This is a genomic window from Pseudoalteromonas sp. 1_2015MBL_MicDiv (assembly GCF_002407505.1).
Taxonomy (GTDB): Bacteria; Pseudomonadota; Gammaproteobacteria; order Enterobacterales; family Alteromonadaceae; genus Pseudoalteromonas; species Pseudoalteromonas fuliginea.
The window spans coordinates 669,334-686,475 of record NZ_CP012738.1; the positions used below are offsets into that span (position 1 = coordinate 669,334).

The 17,142-nt window shown below is 37.2% G+C and carries 17 protein-coding genes; 15 read left to right on the plus strand and 2 right to left on the minus strand.

All coding sequences use genetic code 11. The annotated features are described in order from the left end of the window. Nucleotides 1–15 precede the first annotated feature (15 nt). The 7 genes from AOR04_RS20445 (at nt 16) to AOR04_RS20475 (ending at nt 4,446) form a co-directional block, all read left to right on the plus strand. Nucleotides 16–324: a hypothetical protein gene (locus tag AOR04_RS20445; RefSeq protein ID WP_096794519.1), complete on the plus strand. Its 309-nt coding sequence runs from the start codon at nt 16–18 to the stop codon at nt 322–324. Nucleotides 325–426: 102 nt separating this feature from the next. Further along, nucleotides 427–741 carry a hypothetical protein gene (locus tag AOR04_RS20450; protein ID WP_157770571.1) on the plus strand — a complete coding sequence of 105 codons (315 nt, stop codon included), beginning with the start codon at nt 427–429 and terminating at the stop codon, nt 739–741. A gap of 95 nt (nt 742–836) precedes the next feature. Next, nucleotides 837–1,463 (plus strand): hypothetical protein, encoded by a 627-nt coding sequence (locus tag AOR04_RS20455; RefSeq protein ID WP_096794521.1) that lies wholly within the window; start codon nt 837–839, stop codon nt 1,461–1,463. Between the two features lie 134 nt (nt 1,464–1,597). Continuing rightward, on the plus strand, nt 1,598–2,044 hold the full coding sequence (locus tag AOR04_RS20460; RefSeq protein ID WP_096793620.1) for a hypothetical protein: 447 nt from the start codon (nt 1,598–1,600) through the stop codon (nt 2,042–2,044). A gap of 87 nt (nt 2,045–2,131) precedes the next feature. After that, entirely contained in the window at nt 2,132–2,731 is a 600-nt protein-coding gene (kwaA, locus tag AOR04_RS20465; protein WP_232525547.1) for an anti-phage protein KwaA, read from the plus strand. Then, the gene (gene kwaB, locus AOR04_RS20470) at nt 2,728–3,705 is read left to right on the plus strand and encodes an anti-phage protein KwaB (RefSeq protein ID WP_096794523.1); all 978 of its coding nucleotides are present in this window, start codon (nt 2,728–2,730) and stop codon (nt 3,703–3,705) included. The genes kwaA and kwaB overlap by 4 nt, the downstream gene beginning before the upstream one ends. Before the next feature lie 117 nt (nt 3,706–3,822). After that, the gene (locus AOR04_RS20475) at nt 3,823–4,446 is read left to right on the plus strand and encodes a hypothetical protein (protein WP_096794524.1); all 624 of its coding nucleotides are present in this window, start codon (nt 3,823–3,825) and stop codon (nt 4,444–4,446) included. Nucleotides 4,447–4,853: 407 nt separating this feature from the next. On the opposite strand, the gene AOR04_RS20480 is transcribed toward AOR04_RS20475, so the two are convergent. After that, a complete protein-coding gene (locus tag AOR04_RS20480) occupies nt 4,854–6,008 on the minus strand; it encodes an IS110 family transposase (protein WP_033040661.1) in 1,155 nt (384 codons plus the stop codon). Nucleotides 6,009–6,134: 126 nt separating this feature from the next. Between AOR04_RS20480 and AOR04_RS20485 the strand changes: the two genes are divergently transcribed. The 3 genes from AOR04_RS20485 (at nt 6,135) to AOR04_RS20495 (ending at nt 8,780) form a co-directional block, all read left to right on the plus strand. Next, nucleotides 6,135–7,220 (plus strand): YecA family protein, encoded by a 1,086-nt coding sequence (locus tag AOR04_RS20485; RefSeq protein WP_157770572.1) that lies wholly within the window; start codon nt 6,135–6,137, stop codon nt 7,218–7,220. Between the two features lie 120 nt (nt 7,221–7,340). Beyond that, complete coding sequence (locus AOR04_RS20490; protein ID WP_157770573.1) at nt 7,341–7,571, plus strand: hypothetical protein; 231 nt, start codon at nt 7,341–7,343, stop codon at nt 7,569–7,571. A gap of 234 nt (nt 7,572–7,805) precedes the next feature. Beyond that, on the plus strand, nt 7,806–8,780 hold the full coding sequence (locus AOR04_RS20495; RefSeq protein ID WP_096794527.1) for a transposase: 975 nt from the start codon (nt 7,806–7,808) through the stop codon (nt 8,778–8,780). Nucleotides 8,781–9,577: 797 nt separating this feature from the next. Here AOR04_RS20495 and AOR04_RS20505 read toward each other — a convergent pair. Then, entirely contained in the window at nt 9,578–10,462 is an 885-nt protein-coding gene (locus AOR04_RS20505) for a hypothetical protein (RefSeq protein ID WP_096794528.1), read from the minus strand. 569 nt (nt 10,463–11,031) lie between these two features. On the opposite strand from AOR04_RS20505, the gene AOR04_RS20510 reads away from it, so the two are divergent. The 5 genes from AOR04_RS20510 to AOR04_RS20530 all read left to right on the plus strand — a co-directional run bounded on the left by AOR04_RS20510 (nt 11,032) and on the right by AOR04_RS20530 (nt 17,128). Further along, nucleotides 11,032–11,988: a phosphotransferase gene (locus AOR04_RS20510; protein ID WP_096794529.1), complete on the plus strand. Its 957-nt coding sequence runs from the start codon at nt 11,032–11,034 to the stop codon at nt 11,986–11,988. A gap of 146 nt (nt 11,989–12,134) precedes the next feature. After that, complete coding sequence (gene upp, locus AOR04_RS20515) at nt 12,135–12,764, plus strand: uracil phosphoribosyltransferase (RefSeq protein ID WP_007378878.1); 630 nt, start codon at nt 12,135–12,137, stop codon at nt 12,762–12,764. 9 nt (nt 12,765–12,773) lie between these two features. After that, on the plus strand, nt 12,774–14,012 hold the full coding sequence (locus AOR04_RS20520; protein WP_096794530.1) for a uracil-xanthine permease family protein: 1,239 nt from the start codon (nt 12,774–12,776) through the stop codon (nt 14,010–14,012). 145 nt (nt 14,013–14,157) lie between these two features. Beyond that, nucleotides 14,158–15,903, plus strand: a complete 1,746-nt coding sequence (locus tag AOR04_RS20525) for an HAD-IIB family hydrolase (protein ID WP_096794531.1) — start codon at nt 14,158–14,160, stop codon at nt 15,901–15,903. Then, nucleotides 15,896–17,128 carry a glycosyl transferase gene (locus AOR04_RS20530; protein ID WP_096794532.1) on the plus strand — a complete coding sequence of 411 codons (1,233 nt, stop codon included), beginning with the start codon at nt 15,896–15,898 and terminating at the stop codon, nt 17,126–17,128. The genes AOR04_RS20525 and AOR04_RS20530 overlap by 8 nt, the downstream gene beginning before the upstream one ends. Nucleotides 17,129–17,142: the final 14 nt, after the last annotated feature.

A 17,142-nucleotide genomic window follows, 5' to 3' on the forward strand; every position in this document is an offset into this window, starting at 1 on the left:
TGTTTGGAGTTTTAAATGTCAAATATAGGTTCAGTCCAATATTCTAAAGGAAATAGTGTTGGTGAGTTAAAAGCTGTCTGGATTCATGCTGATTATGGTCACGGAACAGGTTTGGCTATTGGTGGTCAAAGTACAAAGTTTGATGGTAAATATGAAATTAAGTATTTTGACAGCAATGGCTCCTTATTAACTGTTCTTGATTTAGAAATCATTAAGAACGAGCAACGCTATGATTTATCGTGGAGTAAAAATGGTGTAGTCATCAGTATCGGAATCGGAGTAGAAAACTTTGATATATTATCAGCAGGCTTCTATGACTTGTAAAGCCTTATAACAAGTGCATTAAATCGGAACAAAAACAGTTGGCTTTGTTTCGTTCCTCAACAATCTTAGCCAACAATTTTTGTCCGTTTATGCGGGCGTTATGTGTCTTATGAGAACGTAGAAATGAATAAAATTGAAATCAGTAATATAGGTTTTGATCTAGCTAAAGAACTTTCTCAATTGGGAGAAACCTTTCATATTAAAGCTGATGCTAGAGACATATTTTTATATGAGTCAGCGACTGTAGAGCAAGAAGCAAAAGATTTAATTGAAAATACTGGCGTTAAAGAACATTTAAAAGAGTCAACATTACTTGGTAAATGGGGTCAGTCAATACACCATCAGCTACCAGATAAAGATATCATCAATAAAGTTAAAGGTTTCCATGATAGCTATCAACAAGTTAAAAACACATAACAAGTTGCAGCATTGGAAAACCAACTCGCTGGCGCTCGTCGTTTTCCACTGTGCAAGACGTTATGTTTTTATCATGGAACGAGTAACCATTAAGTATGTATGAATTAAGTGCGAGCAGAAGCGAACTAATTCCAGAAGCTGAGCTGCTAGATTTTTATGAAGAGCTTAAAGCTTCAAAGTTCGCCGTTTCAGAAAAAGAGCGGCGAAATACACCGTACGCCTCTTTAGATTGGTTAATACCAACAGCTTTTGGTCTCTATATTTTAAAGCCGTATTTTGACGAATTTTTAAAAGAGGCGGGAAAAGACCATTACAAAATTCTAAAAAAGGCCATTAGCGAAAAAATAGTACCTAAATTTCTTCAAAAAGATGCCTCTTTAAAAATTCGCAGAGTTACATCTGGTGGCGTATATAAAGAAAATTACTTTTCAGGCTCTTTTTCAATATCTTCATCAATATTTTACGTCGATAAAAATATTGAGCTAAAACTCCTATTCCCCGATAACTCCAGTAACGAATATTGTGCTTTAGCTATTGATGCTTTTTCCAATTTATTAAGTATGTACTCCGACCAAGATCTAGGCGACTTAATACAAAAGCATAGTAAACTCCCAATTATGACGTCTTGCTTTTGGTACAATATGGAGTCGAGCAAAATTGAGCTCTTAGATACAATTGAAAGCTCTAAAAATAATAAAGTTATTTCTAATTTAGTGTCGTAAAAACATAACAAACGCATTAACACTCGCTGCGCTCGCTAGGGACAAAAACACGTAGGCTCCCTGCGCTTCGCTTGGTATTGTAGCCTACGTGTTTCTGCCCGTTATGCGGGTGTTATGCGTATAGGATCATCCGGATGTTAAAATTATCTACATTAATTTCTCTTCTAATTTTTACCAATATTGCATTAGCTTGTGACTGTAGACTTGGCGAAGTAAATGATAAATTAGCGAATGCAAAATATGTATTTATTGGAAAAGTTTCATCTATCACTATAAAAGGAACTAAATCACCTTTCAATGAAGATCATATTCTAGTGGATTTTTCTGTTATCCAATCATGGAAAGGTAATAACAAAAAGGTCACTCTAGATACCGTAGCTAATAGAGCAAGTTGTAACGGGTATTGGTTTAATGAATCACAAACTTATTTAGTTTATGCTTACGATGTTAAAGGTAAACTTGATACATATTACTGCGGCGGAGTAATACCTAAAAATGAGAAAAGTCATTTTGATAGTGAGCTATCGTCTCTAAATGAATTGGTTGAAAATACGCATAACAAGTCAATTAAGCGGGACTAAAAACAGTTTGCTCGGTTTCGCTTCGCTACACATTTTAGCAAACAATTTTAGCCCCTTATTGGGGCGTTAGAGCACCAGTAATCAAGCATGGATGAACATATGAAGTTTGGCGAGATTTGGGACAAATTCGAATTATACATAATGTCACTTTGGTTCCTGTTTTTCTTAATCATTGTGATCACTGTAGATATTCCTATGTGCTTTGGTGATAACTGCCAATTCATTGGAGTTTGGGACGTTATTAAAAAGAATATAGTTCCTGCTATTTCTTTGCTGTTGGTTTTATTCGGGGTTATTTTTTATTATCGCTTTGATTATAGAGTTTCAGGTAGTAAGAAATTACCCGTTGAAATTACAGATATTGAAGACCTGAATTACGAGCATCTTACATTTCTAACTACTTATATAATTCCTTTAATCTGTTTTAACCTGACAAGTACAAGGTATTTGATAGCTCTAGCCTTTTTATTAATTGTCATCGGTATTATTTATGTAAAAACAGATAAGTTTTATGCCAACCCGACTCTGGCCGTTTTAGGTTTTAGATTATACAAAGTGACGGTTAAGACAAGAACCGGCATAAAAGAAAATATTGTTGTAATTACAAAAGATAGGTTAAGTGAACTTGATCAATTAAAAACATTAGATTTAGATAACAAAGTATATTTTGCGAGGAAAGTCGAATGACTATTGAAAACTTAAAGGAAGAAATTTCATCGGTTATAACAGCGAAAGGATGTTCTGCTGAATTTTTCTTTCTGTTAGATGGCGATGAAGGCATGTGTGTTAAGTCTGTTGATATTAATGAAGAAGATCAGACTAAATTGGCAGAAATGTTTACGGAGTCATTGAGTAATAATATTCTCCTTAATGATGATCTTTCACTGATTCCAATATCAAGTGCAGATGACAGAAAAAATGCTTTATACGAGTATGATTTAGATGATATTCCTGATGAACTGTCGAATTTAAAAAAAATAATTGAAAGTGAAAAGTTTGACCCTTTTTCATTTAGTGATGACTCATTAAAACAACTTGAAGGAGTGCTTATTTTAATTGGTAATCAAGACGTTCAACTTGCCATTTATAAACACCACTACCCAATAACATTATTACAAAAAGATAGCGGCTTTAGCCTTACTAAAATGCGAGGCTCAAATAGATTTCAGAAACTAGATCAAGATATTCTTAAAATTGATCCCAAGTTTCAGTTTATCAAATTGAATGGTAAATATTACATCCTCGACATTAAGGCATTAGAGAGATTTTTCGGTTTCCATGATGCCATTAAAAACATTGCTACACAGGGTGTAGAGAATATTAAATCATCTGATTTAGTAATGGATTGTGGTGTATTTGAATCTCGCCTTGATGATATAACTTTTTCAAGAAAGCTGGTTAAATCGGCTAGTCAATCACCTGTTTTATCAGTAATACCTAATCGTGAAATATTATCTTTTACAAATACTCACCCTGCGTTAAAAGGTAAGTTTAAATATAGTAGCGATGGCTCTCAGTTTGATTTGAAAACTAAAAAATCTCAAAATTTATTTCTTAAACTATTAAACGACGATTTCTTACAATCTGAATTAACTAAGAAATATTATGAGAGTGTAGCAAAGGACAATATTGAAGAAGAAGCTGCTGAAAATGCGGCGTAATGGTGCTCTAACAAGTTGCTTAAACGGACAAAAAACAGCTGGCTTTTGCTCGTTCCTCGCTAATTTTAGCCAGCTATTTTATTGCCGCTTAGCAAAGCGTTAGTTTTACAAGGAAGTATGGTGTTTCAATCTAGCCGAAAATTTATAAACAATATTCAGAGTAGCTTTAAATTCTTAAAGCAATTTGGTTTTGAGAGCAAACCACCTAAAACCTTTAGGGATGAATCATCTATTTGTTATTCATCCTCAATTCTTATGATTGTGTTTTGTCACAGTAGTTATAACGATGATTATTGGTGCGTGATTGGAAAGCCTGCTACAGATTACCCTAAACAGCCAGTTTCTCTTGCTGAGTTGCTCAATAAACTTGAAAGTAAACCTAAACTTCCCAAAGAGTCTGCTCAGGCTATTCAAATAACTTCAGAGTTAATGAAAAATGAGTTGAAAGAACTCTTAAATGGAAATTTGAGCTTAATATCAGAAATTTGGGAACAGGAAGAATTAAACGAGTTAGATATCTATAACTATCAAAAAAAAGTAGCTCTACAATCTGAAATAATCGGGGATTCTGAAATTTTTGAAATCCCTAATACTAAAAAAGCCTTAGGTAGTAGTTACATGGAGCGTTTTCCAAACCATGATTTTGAACAAAAAACTACTTGGATTGTTTTTACTAAAGTTGCTGATTTTAACTGTAATAGTTATGAACAAGCACAAGAAATGGCTATGCAGTTTAAGTAAAACTAACAAGTCATTAAAGCAGGACAAAAAACAGTTGGTTTTTGCTCGTGCCTCGCTTATTTTAACCAACTATTTTATTGCCTCTTAATGAGGCGTTGGTATGACTCCCACTGTCAAGTTAAACGCACTGATCCCTGCCTAACTTTTTTAAGCCATAATTACTTTAGCTCGAATTAGAGCGAGTTAATACATAGGATGAAGCAAGTAATGTCGTCGGTTATCTTGCTGATATTCGTTGGTTATTACTATTTCTAGTAACAGAGCAGACCTTACTTATTTCGTCGTGGCACCTGTCTTCAGTCTATGTTCGTGGTTCAATGAAGCGTTAGCTACATTGCCATCCTAACGCCGTCGGTGGTTGTGCCACTCCCGATGCTTGATCCTATGCATTAACTCTAATTCGTTTATCATGCAGGTACTCTTGCCAATCTAAGTTTTGTATTTACTGGCGTTAGCACCACTTCTTTTGCAATTGCCCATATGTATGCAATCATTTCTCGAGCAATGGCGGTGACAACCAGGTTGTAATGTTTCCCTTTGGCTATCATTTTTTTATAGCGCTTGCAGAGCCTAAGTTGTGCTTTCCACGCAATATCAATAATGTCCTTTGGTAAACCCTCTTGTCGTTTTTGCATATCTGTCGATATATTTGCCGCATACCGATAAGTGTGTGCGCCTTCAACGAGAAGGCGCCTCGCTCGGCCGTTTCCGCATTTTGTGATGGCGCCAATATGGCGTTTGCCACCACTCGAGTGCTCACTAGGTACAAGACCAAGATAACTCATTAATTTGCGGGGGTGGTCGAAGCGCGATAAATCGCCAAGCTCAGCAACAACGCCGGTGGCGACCAACAAACGAACGCCACGCATAGCTTGTATTGCTTTTACTACAGGATAATAACGCCACTGGTGAACATGGTGTGTTAGTTCATTGTCTAGCCGTTCAAGTCGGCTTATTCGTTCATTAATTGTGTGTAAAAACTCTTGTAAGACGATGTGCTGCGCGGGATGTGGCAACACAAGCTCAGTGAGCCAACGTAAATGTTTTTGTGACCAATTTGCAGTGCCTCTGTAATTAATATTATTGCGAAGCAGCAGTGCCTTTAATTGATATTTAGCATCTTTTAAATCCTTCATTGCCACTTCGCGTGCGCGAGATAAATCACGTACGGCTTCATCTTCAGGCTCGGGAACATAAATAGGTGTTAAATCTTCAGATTTAAGTAATTTAGCGAGCTTAAGGGCATCACGTTTATCGGTTTTAATCTTCTCACCTGGCTTTTTGGGAATAAGAGAGGGTGCAACCACATAACAGCAATGGCCGAGACTGGTAATTAATCTGTAAATCCAATAACCACATGGGCCAGCTTCATAAACAAAATGAAGTGTTGCGCCAGGGTATTTGGATTCAAACTGACGAACAAGCTTTTGAACAGCCACTTTGGAAGACGAAACTCGGCCAAGATGAACGGGTTTCGCACCTCTATGTTCTTCAATATAGGCGACTTCATTGAATTCTTTATGTGTATCAAGACCGATAAAAAGTATGCTATGTTTATTCATGTTAGCCTCTGCTGTTTAGTTAATTGACAAACTAATTATGGCTCTGGCTTTGAATTAAGCTAACCCACGAAAAGCGGAGGCTAACACCGTGTGGGAGTCATTATGTCTAGTTGCAACAAGGAACATATGAGCAAAATAGGCAGAAATGAGCCGTGTTGGTGTGGATCTGGTCAGAAATATAAAAAGTGCCATTTGAATAGATCTACTGAAGAAGCGCTCTCAATCAATCGACTCATTGCTGAGCTAAGATCAAAGACATTTCATAAAGAGTGTATGCATCCTGATGCATCTGATGATTCTTGCAGTAGTAAAATTATTGACGCTCATACAATTCAAAAGAAAGGATCGTTGAAATCCATCTCCGATGAATCAAATCATGTTTATTGCTTCAGAACTGACCAGAATGGAAAAGATCTAGTACTGAAATTAGGTTGGCAAAAGGCATCTACTTTCAAGGGTTTCTGTGCGAAACACGATAAAGCAATGTTTAGCCCCATTGAAGATGAGTTATATAACGGATCAAAAAGTCAAAGTTTTATCGCAGGCTATAGAGCTGTAGCCTTAGAATACTTCAAAAAAATCAGCGTAGTTAAAGGGTTACCTTTCATGAGCCAACATGTTGATCGAGGTATGCCAGTGGAGGCTCAAGTTGAATTACAGAGAAACTTGTACTCAATGAAACAAGGTTTTTTTAAAGGAATCGATGATTTTAAAGAAACATTAAATACTTATGTAAACAGCCACCAGTCTCAAGCTTATGATGATTTTGAAAGCCTAACTGTTTATTTTACAGGTGACTTAGACATTGCAGTTTCAGGTTGTTTTTCACCTGACTTTACTATCAGCGGTAGGCGTATCCAAACTTTGGCGCCGGGTGTCAAATTTGTAGAGAATATTGCAGTCAATACTTTGAATACAAAAGATGGTTATGCCTTAGTTTTTTCATGGCCTAAAAGTTTTACGAAATGCGGTGAATTCGCTGATTCTTTAATCAGTATTAGTCATAATGATCTTCCGAGTAAATTGGTTGAATTGATTTTTAGCTATATAGAGAACGCATACTTTTCTATGAGCTGGTTTAATGGACTTGAACATAATAAAAAAATATTAATCGAGTCTATGGCAAGAAGGTCTATTCAATATGGTGAACCGGTAGAATTTAGTAATTATGAGTATACAAATTGGAAGGTTGATCGTGTTGTTCGCAACTAACAAGGCGCTATTGTCGCCACTATCGTGGCTGGGACGGCTTACGCTTCGCTCCAGCCGCCCCAAAGCTTTGCGTTAGGTGTTTAAATGAGTTGGGCATTTAGGTTTAGGAAAAATGTGCACATGTACAGTCATGAACTGAAGTGCAAAAAGGGGAATTTTGAATTTAATTGCCAAAGTGAGGACTCAGCTCACGAGCAACATGTTGTTTTATTCTGGCTTGATGAGCTGCCTTTAAAAGAAACGCAAATTAATGAGTTCGCTTCAGAACTTACTAGCTGGGCTAAATTACAAGAACTAAAGTTTAGGGTTTATTTTAATAATAAATGTATTACATCATCGCAAATAAACTAGACATCCATCCTAAATTTTGCACTTTTCAAAATTAAAGGCTAGCCTTTAATTAGTACAAAAAACAAGCAGGGTGTCTTATGGCAATTGCAAGAAAACGACAAGTAAGTTTGGTTGATACAAAATACTACCACTGTATTTCGCGTCGCAAATAAACTAGACATCCATCCTAAATTTTGCACTTTTCAAAATTAAAGGCTAGCCTTTAATTAGTACAAAAAACAAGCAGGGTGTCTTATGGCAATTGCAAGAAAACGACAAGTAAGTTTGGTTGATACAAAATACTACCACTGTATTTCGCGTTGCGTGCGCCGTGCATTTTTATGTGGCGAAGACCGTTTTACTGGTCAATCTTACGAGCATCGACGAGGGTGGGTTAAAGATAAGCTGCTTGAATTAGCGAAGGTATTTTGTATTGATGTATGTGCTTACGCTGTTATGAGTAATCACACCCACTTAGTACTGTATGTTGATGATAAAAAAGCGAATCGATTAAACGATAAAGCGATTATCATTCGCTGGCATAAGATCTGTAAAGGTACTGTACTTACGCAAAAATACATACAGGGTGAAAAGCTAAGTAAAGCCGAACTTATCTTTTTCAATCAAACAGTAAACGACTACCGCGAGCGCCTATCAAGTATTAGCTGGTTTATGCGGTTGTTAAATGAAAACATTGCACGCAGAGCAAATAAAGAAGATAACTGCACAGGACGGTTCTGGGAAGGCAGATTTACATCACAAGCATTACTAGATGAAGCAGCACTTGCCGCTTGTATGGCGTATGTCGATTTAAACCCAATTAGAGCTAAAATGGCTAAAACGCCTGAGGAATCAGACCACACCAGCGTTAAACAACGACTAACATACGCAAAAGAAGGCAAACAACCAAAACAACTACTGCGCTTTGCAGGAATGCCACGTCAGATAATGCCAAAAGGACTCCCGTTTGAGCTTAAATCGTACCTTGAACTTGTTGAATTAACAGGGCGTTGTATACGAGAGGATAAACGCGGTTATATTAAAAGTACACACTTACCCTTACTCGAAAGAGTTAATATTTCCCCCGAAAACTGGTTAAAGCTTACAACCCAATTTACGCGCGTATTTCATGGCGCAGTAGGCAGGCCAGCCTCACAAGAAAGTTATTGTGAAAACTTAAAGCGAAAGCGGCGAGCGAATATCAGTAACTGCGAAAAGCTATTGGCATAAAACTTAAACTACTCAGTAAAACTATTCAGTAATAAATCACAACTGCACCATGCAGTTATTTTCATGGGCCGAATTTAGGTTTCAGCGTGCTAATTTTTTTATGGATGAAATGTAAGTAACCGAGTAGTAAAAGATAAATTCTTAACCAACAAATTAAATTTAATGGCAACGTTTTGTTTGTTTAATTATAGTGGCTGTCTAGTTTAACTCAAGCGAAAGCGGCGAGCGAATATCAGTAACTGCGAAAAGCTATTGGCATAAAACTTAAACTACTCAGTAAAACTATTCAGTAATAAATCACAACTGCACCATGCAGTTATTTTCATGGGCCGAATTTAGGTTTCAGCGTGCTAATTTTTTTATGGATGAAATGTAAGTAACCGAGTAGTAAAAGATAAATTCTTAACCTACAAATTTAATGGCAACGTTTTGTTTGTTTAATTATAGTGGCTGTCTATTTTAACTGATTAAAGTAGCTTCATAGTTTAGCTGTAGTTTAAAATGGCGATAATTTTAATCTTTTTTAAATTTAGCTGCTGGTAATATAATAACTATTCCCGCCCATATCCCCCAGAAAAATATAGCAGGAAAAATGTCACTGATAAAATAGGACATACTTGTATAGTATCCTTCAGGCGCTGATGAATCTGAAGAAACAAAAAACACACCTATAGGTTTAAGGTAGGCAGGATAATGCGAATTGGATTGAAAAATCATACTAATATAAGGCCATACGAGTAACCAATAGATAGATCCAGAAATCTTATTAAACAATATCCGTTTTAATTTACTTTTACTTATGAACATTTATAATTTTCCGTACTAGGTAGGTTTTTTTGTGCTAACCACTTTGCTTTATATGCTCCCCAACCAGCTAGTGAATCTTTATTTTGAGAAACCGATTGTAACCCCAAAATAATCAACTCTTGTGTTGCTTTTACAGCTAGTTTACCTGAATTAGTATTCAAAGACCCTGAGTGTATATCACCTTTGGAGTGTGGAGTAATTGTGTCTATTGGTGAACCATGTTTCTGCTTATCATAATCAAATATTTTAATGATTGGATGGGGGTGGTTAGCTTCTGCAGCATCAACACCACTGATCATAGCTTCTTTTCTGCATTTGATTTGATATATAGCTTTTTCACTTCTTACTGTATGGGCTGGAGAAAATGAATCTTGTAATGCGTGTAAAGCCAAAGCTAAATGTTTTACCCCGTACCTCCTAGTTTGAAAAGTTACATTTTCATTATCATTTTGATGCTGTTTTAAAATATTAACTTTTTGCTTACACTCAATCACCCATCGATCCATCTTCTCCTTAATGAACACACAGCCATTAATGTATGAGTCATATTCGGTTTCATTAGAAGATTTCATGAAGTGATAACGCTGGCCAGTTGGAGCTTCATGTGTCCAACTTTCATCAAAATCAACCGCTGCGATTCGTCTTGCAAGATTTTTTCTAGGATCGAAAGCGTTAAAATTATATGCTCTAAGGTTGACCATGTAGGCAATAAATGCAGAGATAAAATCAGCTCGATTTGAAACTTCGGGGTTGCTCCACTGATAAGTCCCATTTACGAATATTGGAAGGCTACAGAGTTTCCTTTCCACTTGACAGTTTTTTTGCATTTGAGTAATTGCTTCTACAGATATCTTTATATGTCCATCGGCTTTCATTTGCGATTCCTTTGCTTTATGTTTCTTTAGAAAAAAGAGGTAAGCATCCTGTAGAATAAACTTACTTCTTTCCTGCTTGATTTTTAGCCAGTTGATATTAAGTCAGGCTTATAGTTTATGTCAATGCCCATCAGTATAATTAGGAGCACAGGCGTTACTAGAACACGTTATCCGAGCAGACGCTGCATTGCTTTATACAAGTTATACTTTGGCTATGTCTAACTTTGACTAAATATTAATAAAACAAATTAACATGACACATATGGACGCTCCCTTGAAGTCAAGACGAGCCGATGTATAAACATCTAAGTTTTTGCTTTTGTTAATTATCATGTATCCCATTTCCCAGTAATGATGCGTCACAAGCTTGCTAAAAAACAAAGATAAATAAGCCAGACGCCCATCCTAAATTTTGCATTTTTAGAAACAAGTTGTATAGATAAATTAAGATGGGTGTCAGTCAAAAAGAAATGTATATTTTTGTTAAACCGTTCGGTTTTTATTAAGTAGTTTTATTAAAAACGCCCACTAATGTTAAACTACAAAAAATTTAATTATTTAATATTACCATGGCATTTTACATTCCTTTATTACAACCTCATTTTAAGCACATTGAAATTGGCGATACGTTAACATCCCTTTGGAGTGGCTGTGGCAGTATTGTGCAGTGCCAGCTTGATGATGAGGCATGTGTTATTAAAGCGATTAAAATACCTAGCTATATAAACCATCCAAAAATTAAACAAAGCGAATTTGCACTTAAAAGAAAACAGCATTCCTATAGCGTTGAATACACTTTTTATAAGCTTTATAGCCAGCATTTACCAGTACATGCGCAAAGTATTGAATGTATAAGCGCAATTAATAAAGATGATGAATACGCGCTGGTGTTTAAAAACTTTACCAAGCATGGGTTTACTCAAGCGAAAAGCGAACATATAAAAGCTATATTAAAGTGGCTTGCGTACTTTCATGCATTTAACCTAAACAAACCTGTTGACGGCTTGTGGCGGCAAGGCAATTATTGGCATTTAAGTACGCGGCCAGATGAGTTTAATAAATTAAAAACAAACGCGAATGAAAAGTCCGATATTAAAAATTTTGCACATAAAATAGATGAGGAACTACAAAGTTGTGCGTATAAAACGCTGATTCATGGCGATGCAAAACTTGCTAACTTTGCAGCAAATGAGCGCGATAAAATACTCGGTTATGATTTTCAGTATATAGGTGCAGGTAGTGGGATAATTGATGTAATGTATTTTATGACCAGTTGCTTAAGTGATGCACAATTACACGAATGGGCTGAGGATTACCTTGTGTACTATTTTGATAATTTAAAGGCTGCTATTAATATTTATCACCCTACAGCACCAGCAGGTAAAATAGCTGACGATTGGCTCGTTTTATGGCCTGCGGCATGGGCTGACTTTTATCGGTTTTTAGTTGGCTGGAGTCCTGAACATCAAAAAATAAATAGCTATATGCTTAAGCAAGTAAATAACTGGTTAGCAGCTAATATTTAATAAACAGACTGTGTTAGCCACTTGCATAAATATCAAGCAAAGCAATAGATTTTTGCACAGCATATGAAAATCCCTTTAAAATTACAGGTCAAATGACCTTTTTTAATATAAAATACCGCTAATTATTGTCTCTGTAGGTTTTTATCATGGCTATTCACGTTATTACTCATCCTCTTGTTCAACATAAACTTGGTTTAATGCGCGCATATGGCATTAGCACTAAAAGCTTTCGTGAACTGTGCTCTGAAGTAGGCACATTATTAACCTACGAAGCTACTAAAAACCTTCCACTTGAAGATAACGAAATTACCAGTTGGGACGGCAATAAATTAAATGTGCAGCACATTAAAGGTAAAAAAATTACAGTAGTGCCTATTTTACGTGCAGGCCTTGGTATGATGGACGGTGTAATGCAATTACTACCAGCCGCTAAGGTTAGTGTTGTAGGTCTTCAACGTAACGAAGAAACGCTAGAGCCAATCCCTTATTTTGAAAAGTTAGTAGGTAATATTGACGAGCGTTTGAGCCTAGTAATTGACCCAATGCTTGCAACCGGTGGCTCAATGATTGCCACTATCGACATGCTTAAAAAAGCAGGCTGTAAAGAAATTAAAGTTATTATACTTGTAGCAGCACCGGAGGGCGTTGCAAAAACACTTGAGGCTCACCCAGACGTAGAAATATTTACTGCATCAGTAGACAGCCACCTGAACGAAAAAGGATACATAGTGCCCGGTTTAGGTGATGCGGGCGACAAAATATTCGGTACAGTTTAGGAGTGTTCAGTGCAAAATAACGCCACATTTTCTATAAAAACCATTTTAACGGGTGCACAAATGCTGTTTGTAGCATTTGGTGCATTGGTGCTTGTGCCGCTATTAACAGGGCTCGATCCGAGTGTGGCATTGTTTACCGCAGGCATTGGTACTTTGCTGTTTCAGATAGTGACTAAAGGTCAAGTGCCTATATTTTTAGCCTCTTCATTTGCTTTTATTGCACCTATTATTGCTGCCGTGCAAATGTGGGGTGTGCCCGCGACAATGGGGGGCTTAATGGCGGCAGGTTTTGCATATATGCTGTTGAGCTTATTAGTAAAATTTAAAGGCGTAGCAACGCTTCATAAAATTTTACCACCTGTGGTTGTAGGCCCCGTAATTATGGTTATTGGTTTAGCCCTTGCACCTGTTGCTGTAAATATGGCGATGGGTAAAAGTGGCGACGGCAGTCTTCAAATTATTGATTACAATAACGCTATTTTTATTTCGATGTTTTCGTTATTAGTAACGCTTGTTTTTGCAGTATGGGGAAGGGGGGTATTTAAACTTATTCCTATTCTGGCAGGGGTTGTAGCGGGTTATGGCTTATCGCTTATTTTAGGTGTTGTGCAATTTGACGCAGTAAGTAATGCACAATGGTTCGCTGTGCCTAACTTCACATGGCCAGAATTTAAATGGCAAGCTATTTTGTTTATGGTGCCAGTGGCTATTGCGCCAGCCATTGAACACATTGGCGATATGATGGCGATTAGCCAAGTAACCAACAAAGACTTTTTGAAAAAGCCTGGCTTGCACCGTACTTTGTTTGGTGACGGCTTAGCTACATCAGCCGCGTCATTATTTGGTGGCCCGCCTAACACTACTTACTCAGAAGTAACGGGGGCAGTAATGCTTACCAAAAACTTTAATCCAAAAGTAATGATGTGGACGGCCATTATTGCTATTGCTTTAGCGTTTATCGCTAAAATGGGGGCTGGGCTGCAAACAATACCGGTACCTGTAATGGGCGGTATTATGATTCTACTTTTTGGTTCTATTGCCGTTGTTGGCCTAAATACACTGGTTAAGTCGGGAGATGATTTAACTGCGCCGCGCAACTTAAGCATTGTTGCCCTTATTTTAGTGTGCGGTATTGGAGGAATGCATGTTGGTGGTAGCCAATTTAGTTTGGAGGGCGTAAGTTTATGCGCCATCTTAGGTATCGTACTTAACTTAATATTACCTAAAGCAGAGCCTGTAGAGGCTTAATTTTGAACATTAACTAATTAGTTTGCACCATAATAGCGCATTTTAAATGCGCTATTTTTTTAACCTATTAAAAAATATACAAAAAAAATATTGGTCTAGTATCTGCATTTACTCCTTCAGAACGTATTGTATGCAAGGAGTTACTATGTCAGAGGCCAATATTGTGGATATAACCCCGTTTTTAGCAAAGCACCAACTGCCTTTAAAGTATCAATATTTGAGTGAGCAATACTTTGTTCCACTCGCGCATGACATCCTCGAATCTAAAAAAACAAATACTCCTATTTTTGTTGCCATAAATGGATGCCAAGGATCAGGGAAAACAACACTCGCTGATTTTTTAGTTACGTGGTTTTCTAAAAACACCTCCCTTAACAGTGTCGCATTATCTATTGACGATTTTTATTTAGCTAAGCAAGCGCGTAAACAACTTGCTGAGGATGTTCATCCACTATTTGCAACTCGTGGTGTACCAGGTACTCATGACACGGAGTTGATGAATCGCACTATTTCGCAGCTATTAGCAGGTGATATAAATGTGCCATTACCACGCTTTAATAAACACATTGATGATTGCGTTTCTCAAAATGAATGGTTAGCTAATTCAACGCCTGTCGATATTGTTATTTTAGAAGGATGGTGTGTAGGCAGTGAGCCGCAACCATTATTTTCATTGAGTGAACCGCTTAATGAGTTGGAGCAGCTTCATGATAAGGAGGGCGTGTGGCGTCGTTGTATAAACAGTTGTTTAGCCAATGAGTATAAAGCAATCTTTAATAAAATTGATTACACCGTAATGCTTAAAGCGCCAAGCTTTAGTGATGTATTTACATGGAGACAAGAGCAAGAGCAAAAACTAATTGCTAAAGAAGGTGCAGGATCAGGCACGATGACTAATGCGCAGTTAGTGTGGTTTATTTCTCACTTTGAGCGTATTACACGCGAAAATTTAAATACTTTGAGCAGTAAAGCAAACGCACTGATTGAGCTTGATGCTAATCGCGATATAAGTGGGATGCATTTAATTAGCGATGACACCCTTCAGCCAATTATTTTTACCGATTTAGATGGCACTTTACTCGATCATAGCGATTACAACACCAGTAATGTGAGTGTGTTATTGCAACAGTTACAAAACGCACATATCCCAGTGGTGTTTAATACCAGTAAAACATTTTGCGAAGTGGTTGAAATTAAAAACGAATTAAACATCCAACAGCCTTTTATTGTTGAAAATGGCGCTGCAGTTTATATACCCGATCACTACTTTGAACTTAAACCGATTGGTTGTAAAAAAGTTGGCGCTTATTGGTGTTTTGCATTAGCTAAGCCTTTGTCGCGTTTATTAAGTGATTTAGAGTCGCTCGATTCTAAATACAAAGCGCATTATAAATTATTTAGCAACTTAACCGGTGAACAAATCTCTGAGTTAACAGGGTTGAGTGACGAACAAGCAAGGCGTGCGCAAACGAGAGACTACTCAGATCCACTTTATTGGTATGGCAATGATGACTTACTAAATACCTTTGTCGAAGATGTTAAAGCGCTTGGTTACGACATAAAAGTAGGAGGGCGCTTTATTCATATTGCCAAAAATACAGACAAAAGCGCTGCACAGCAGTGGTTAGTTAAGCAGTTTACCCATCACTTTAGAAAGCCTCTCACAGTCATAGCATTGGGCGATAGCGATAACGATAAGCAAATGTTAGAGCAAGCCAATATTGCCATTATTATTGCAAATCCGGCGAGCAAAAAACCGGTTAAATTGTCACATAACAAGGCACGCTATTCACAATCGCCAGCACCATTAGGTTGGATTGAAGAAATAACATCACTACCTTGTATTAACAGTATTTTAAGTATTACTGAGGAGCAAACATCTCATGGCTGATTTTTACCAAAATGGCGTAATTACTACATTACACAATATAGCTGACCGACCAATTGAAGAGCTAGAAAAAGAATTAATCGGGTTTAGTAAGCAGCGTCCAATGGGGCTTATATTACCATCGTTATTTAGCGAGTTAGAAGGCCCTGCACTGCAAAATATAGTTAGCGAGTTGCGTGAAGTACCGTATTTATCGCAAATTACTATTGGCCTAGATAGAGCTGACGAAGCACAGTATCGCCACGCACTTGGTTTTTTTAAAGAGTTAAATCAAAACCACAAAGTACTTTGGAACGACGGCCCGCGCTTACAAGCTCTTGATAAAGAATTACAAGAGCTAGGCGTAGCGCCAAGAGAGCTTGGAAAAGGCCGAAATGTTTGGTACTGCATGGGTTATAAGCTAGCAACAGCAGAAGTAGAATCTATCGCGCTGCATGATTGCGATATTTTAACCTACGACAGAAGCCTACTTGCTCGCTTAATTTACCCCGTTGCGCATCCGCGTTTTAACTATGAATTTTGTAAAGGCTTTTACCCGCGTACAGCAAACGGAAAAATTAACGGCCGTGTATCACGCTTATTAGTAACGCCACTACTGCGTTCATTCAAAACTATATTAGGTAACCGCGACTATTTGGAATACATGGACTCATTTAGATACCCATTAGCAGGTGAGTTTTCGTTCAGACGTGATGTATTAAACGACATTCGCATCCCAAGTGATTGGGGATTAGAAATTGGCGTACTAAGTGAAATGTATCGTAATTATTCACATAATCGTTTGTGCCAAGTAGATATCGCCGATAACTACGATCACAAACACCAAGTACTATCACTTGATGATCAAAGTGCTGGGTTATCTAAGATGTCGATTGATATAACCAAAGCTTTATTTAGAAAGCTAGCAACACAAGGCGTTACTTTTACCAGTGAAACTATTCGCTCACTCAAAGCAACGTATTACCGTATTGGTTTAGATTTTATAGAAACCTACCATAATGATGCAATAATGAATGGCTTAACGCTTGATGTGCATCAAGAAGAAAAAGCAGTAGAAATGTTTGCACAAAATATTATGAATGCAGGGCAACAATTTTTAGATAACCCAATGGAAGCGCCATTTGTACCAAGTTGGAACCGTGTTGTGTCAGCAATGCCAGATGTATTTGAGCGCTTAAAAGAAGCAGTGGAGTTAGATAACAAAGAATATAGCCAACCTAAAAAATAAATGTTCAGGTTAAG

What these genes read in the sequence shown, in the direction of transcription:
- AOR04_RS20455 (WP_096794521.1), top strand. Translation starts at nt 837, where the DNA reads ATGTATGAATTAAGTGCGAGCAGAAGCGAACTAATTCCAGAAGCTGAG.
- AOR04_RS20445 (WP_096794519.1), top strand. Translation starts at nt 16, where the DNA reads ATGTCAAATATAGGTTCAGTCCAATATTCTAAAGGAAATAGTGTTGGT.
- kwaB (WP_096794523.1), top strand. Translation starts at nt 2,728, where the DNA reads ATGACTATTGAAAACTTAAAGGAAGAAATTTCATCGGTTATAACAGCG.
- AOR04_RS20510 (WP_096794529.1), top strand. Translation starts at nt 11,032, where the DNA reads ATGGCATTTTACATTCCTTTATTACAACCTCATTTTAAGCACATTGAA.
- AOR04_RS20480 (WP_033040661.1), bottom strand. Translation starts at nt 6,008, where the DNA reads ATGAATAAACATAGCATACTTTTTATCGGTCTTGATACACATAAAGAA.
- upp (WP_007378878.1), top strand. Translation starts at nt 12,135, where the DNA reads ATGGCTATTCACGTTATTACTCATCCTCTTGTTCAACATAAACTTGGT.
- AOR04_RS20460 (WP_096793620.1), top strand. Translation starts at nt 1,598, where the DNA reads ATGTTAAAATTATCTACATTAATTTCTCTTCTAATTTTTACCAATATT.
- AOR04_RS20505 (WP_096794528.1), bottom strand. Translation starts at nt 10,462, where the DNA reads ATGAAAGCCGATGGACATATAAAGATATCTGTAGAAGCAATTACTCAA.
- AOR04_RS20490 (WP_157770573.1), top strand. Translation starts at nt 7,341, where the DNA reads ATGTACAGTCATGAACTGAAGTGCAAAAAGGGGAATTTTGAATTTAAT.
- AOR04_RS20525 (WP_096794531.1), top strand. Translation starts at nt 14,158, where the DNA reads ATGTCAGAGGCCAATATTGTGGATATAACCCCGTTTTTAGCAAAGCAC.
- kwaA (WP_232525547.1), top strand. Translation starts at nt 2,132, where the DNA reads ATGGATGAACATATGAAGTTTGGCGAGATTTGGGACAAATTCGAATTA.
- AOR04_RS20495 (WP_096794527.1), top strand. Translation starts at nt 7,806, where the DNA reads ATGGCAATTGCAAGAAAACGACAAGTAAGTTTGGTTGATACAAAATAC.
- AOR04_RS20530 (WP_096794532.1), top strand. Translation starts at nt 15,896, where the DNA reads ATGGCTGATTTTTACCAAAATGGCGTAATTACTACATTACACAATATA.
- AOR04_RS20485 (WP_157770572.1), top strand. Translation starts at nt 6,135, where the DNA reads ATGAGCAAAATAGGCAGAAATGAGCCGTGTTGGTGTGGATCTGGTCAG.
- AOR04_RS20475 (WP_096794524.1), top strand. Translation starts at nt 3,823, where the DNA reads ATGGTGTTTCAATCTAGCCGAAAATTTATAAACAATATTCAGAGTAGC.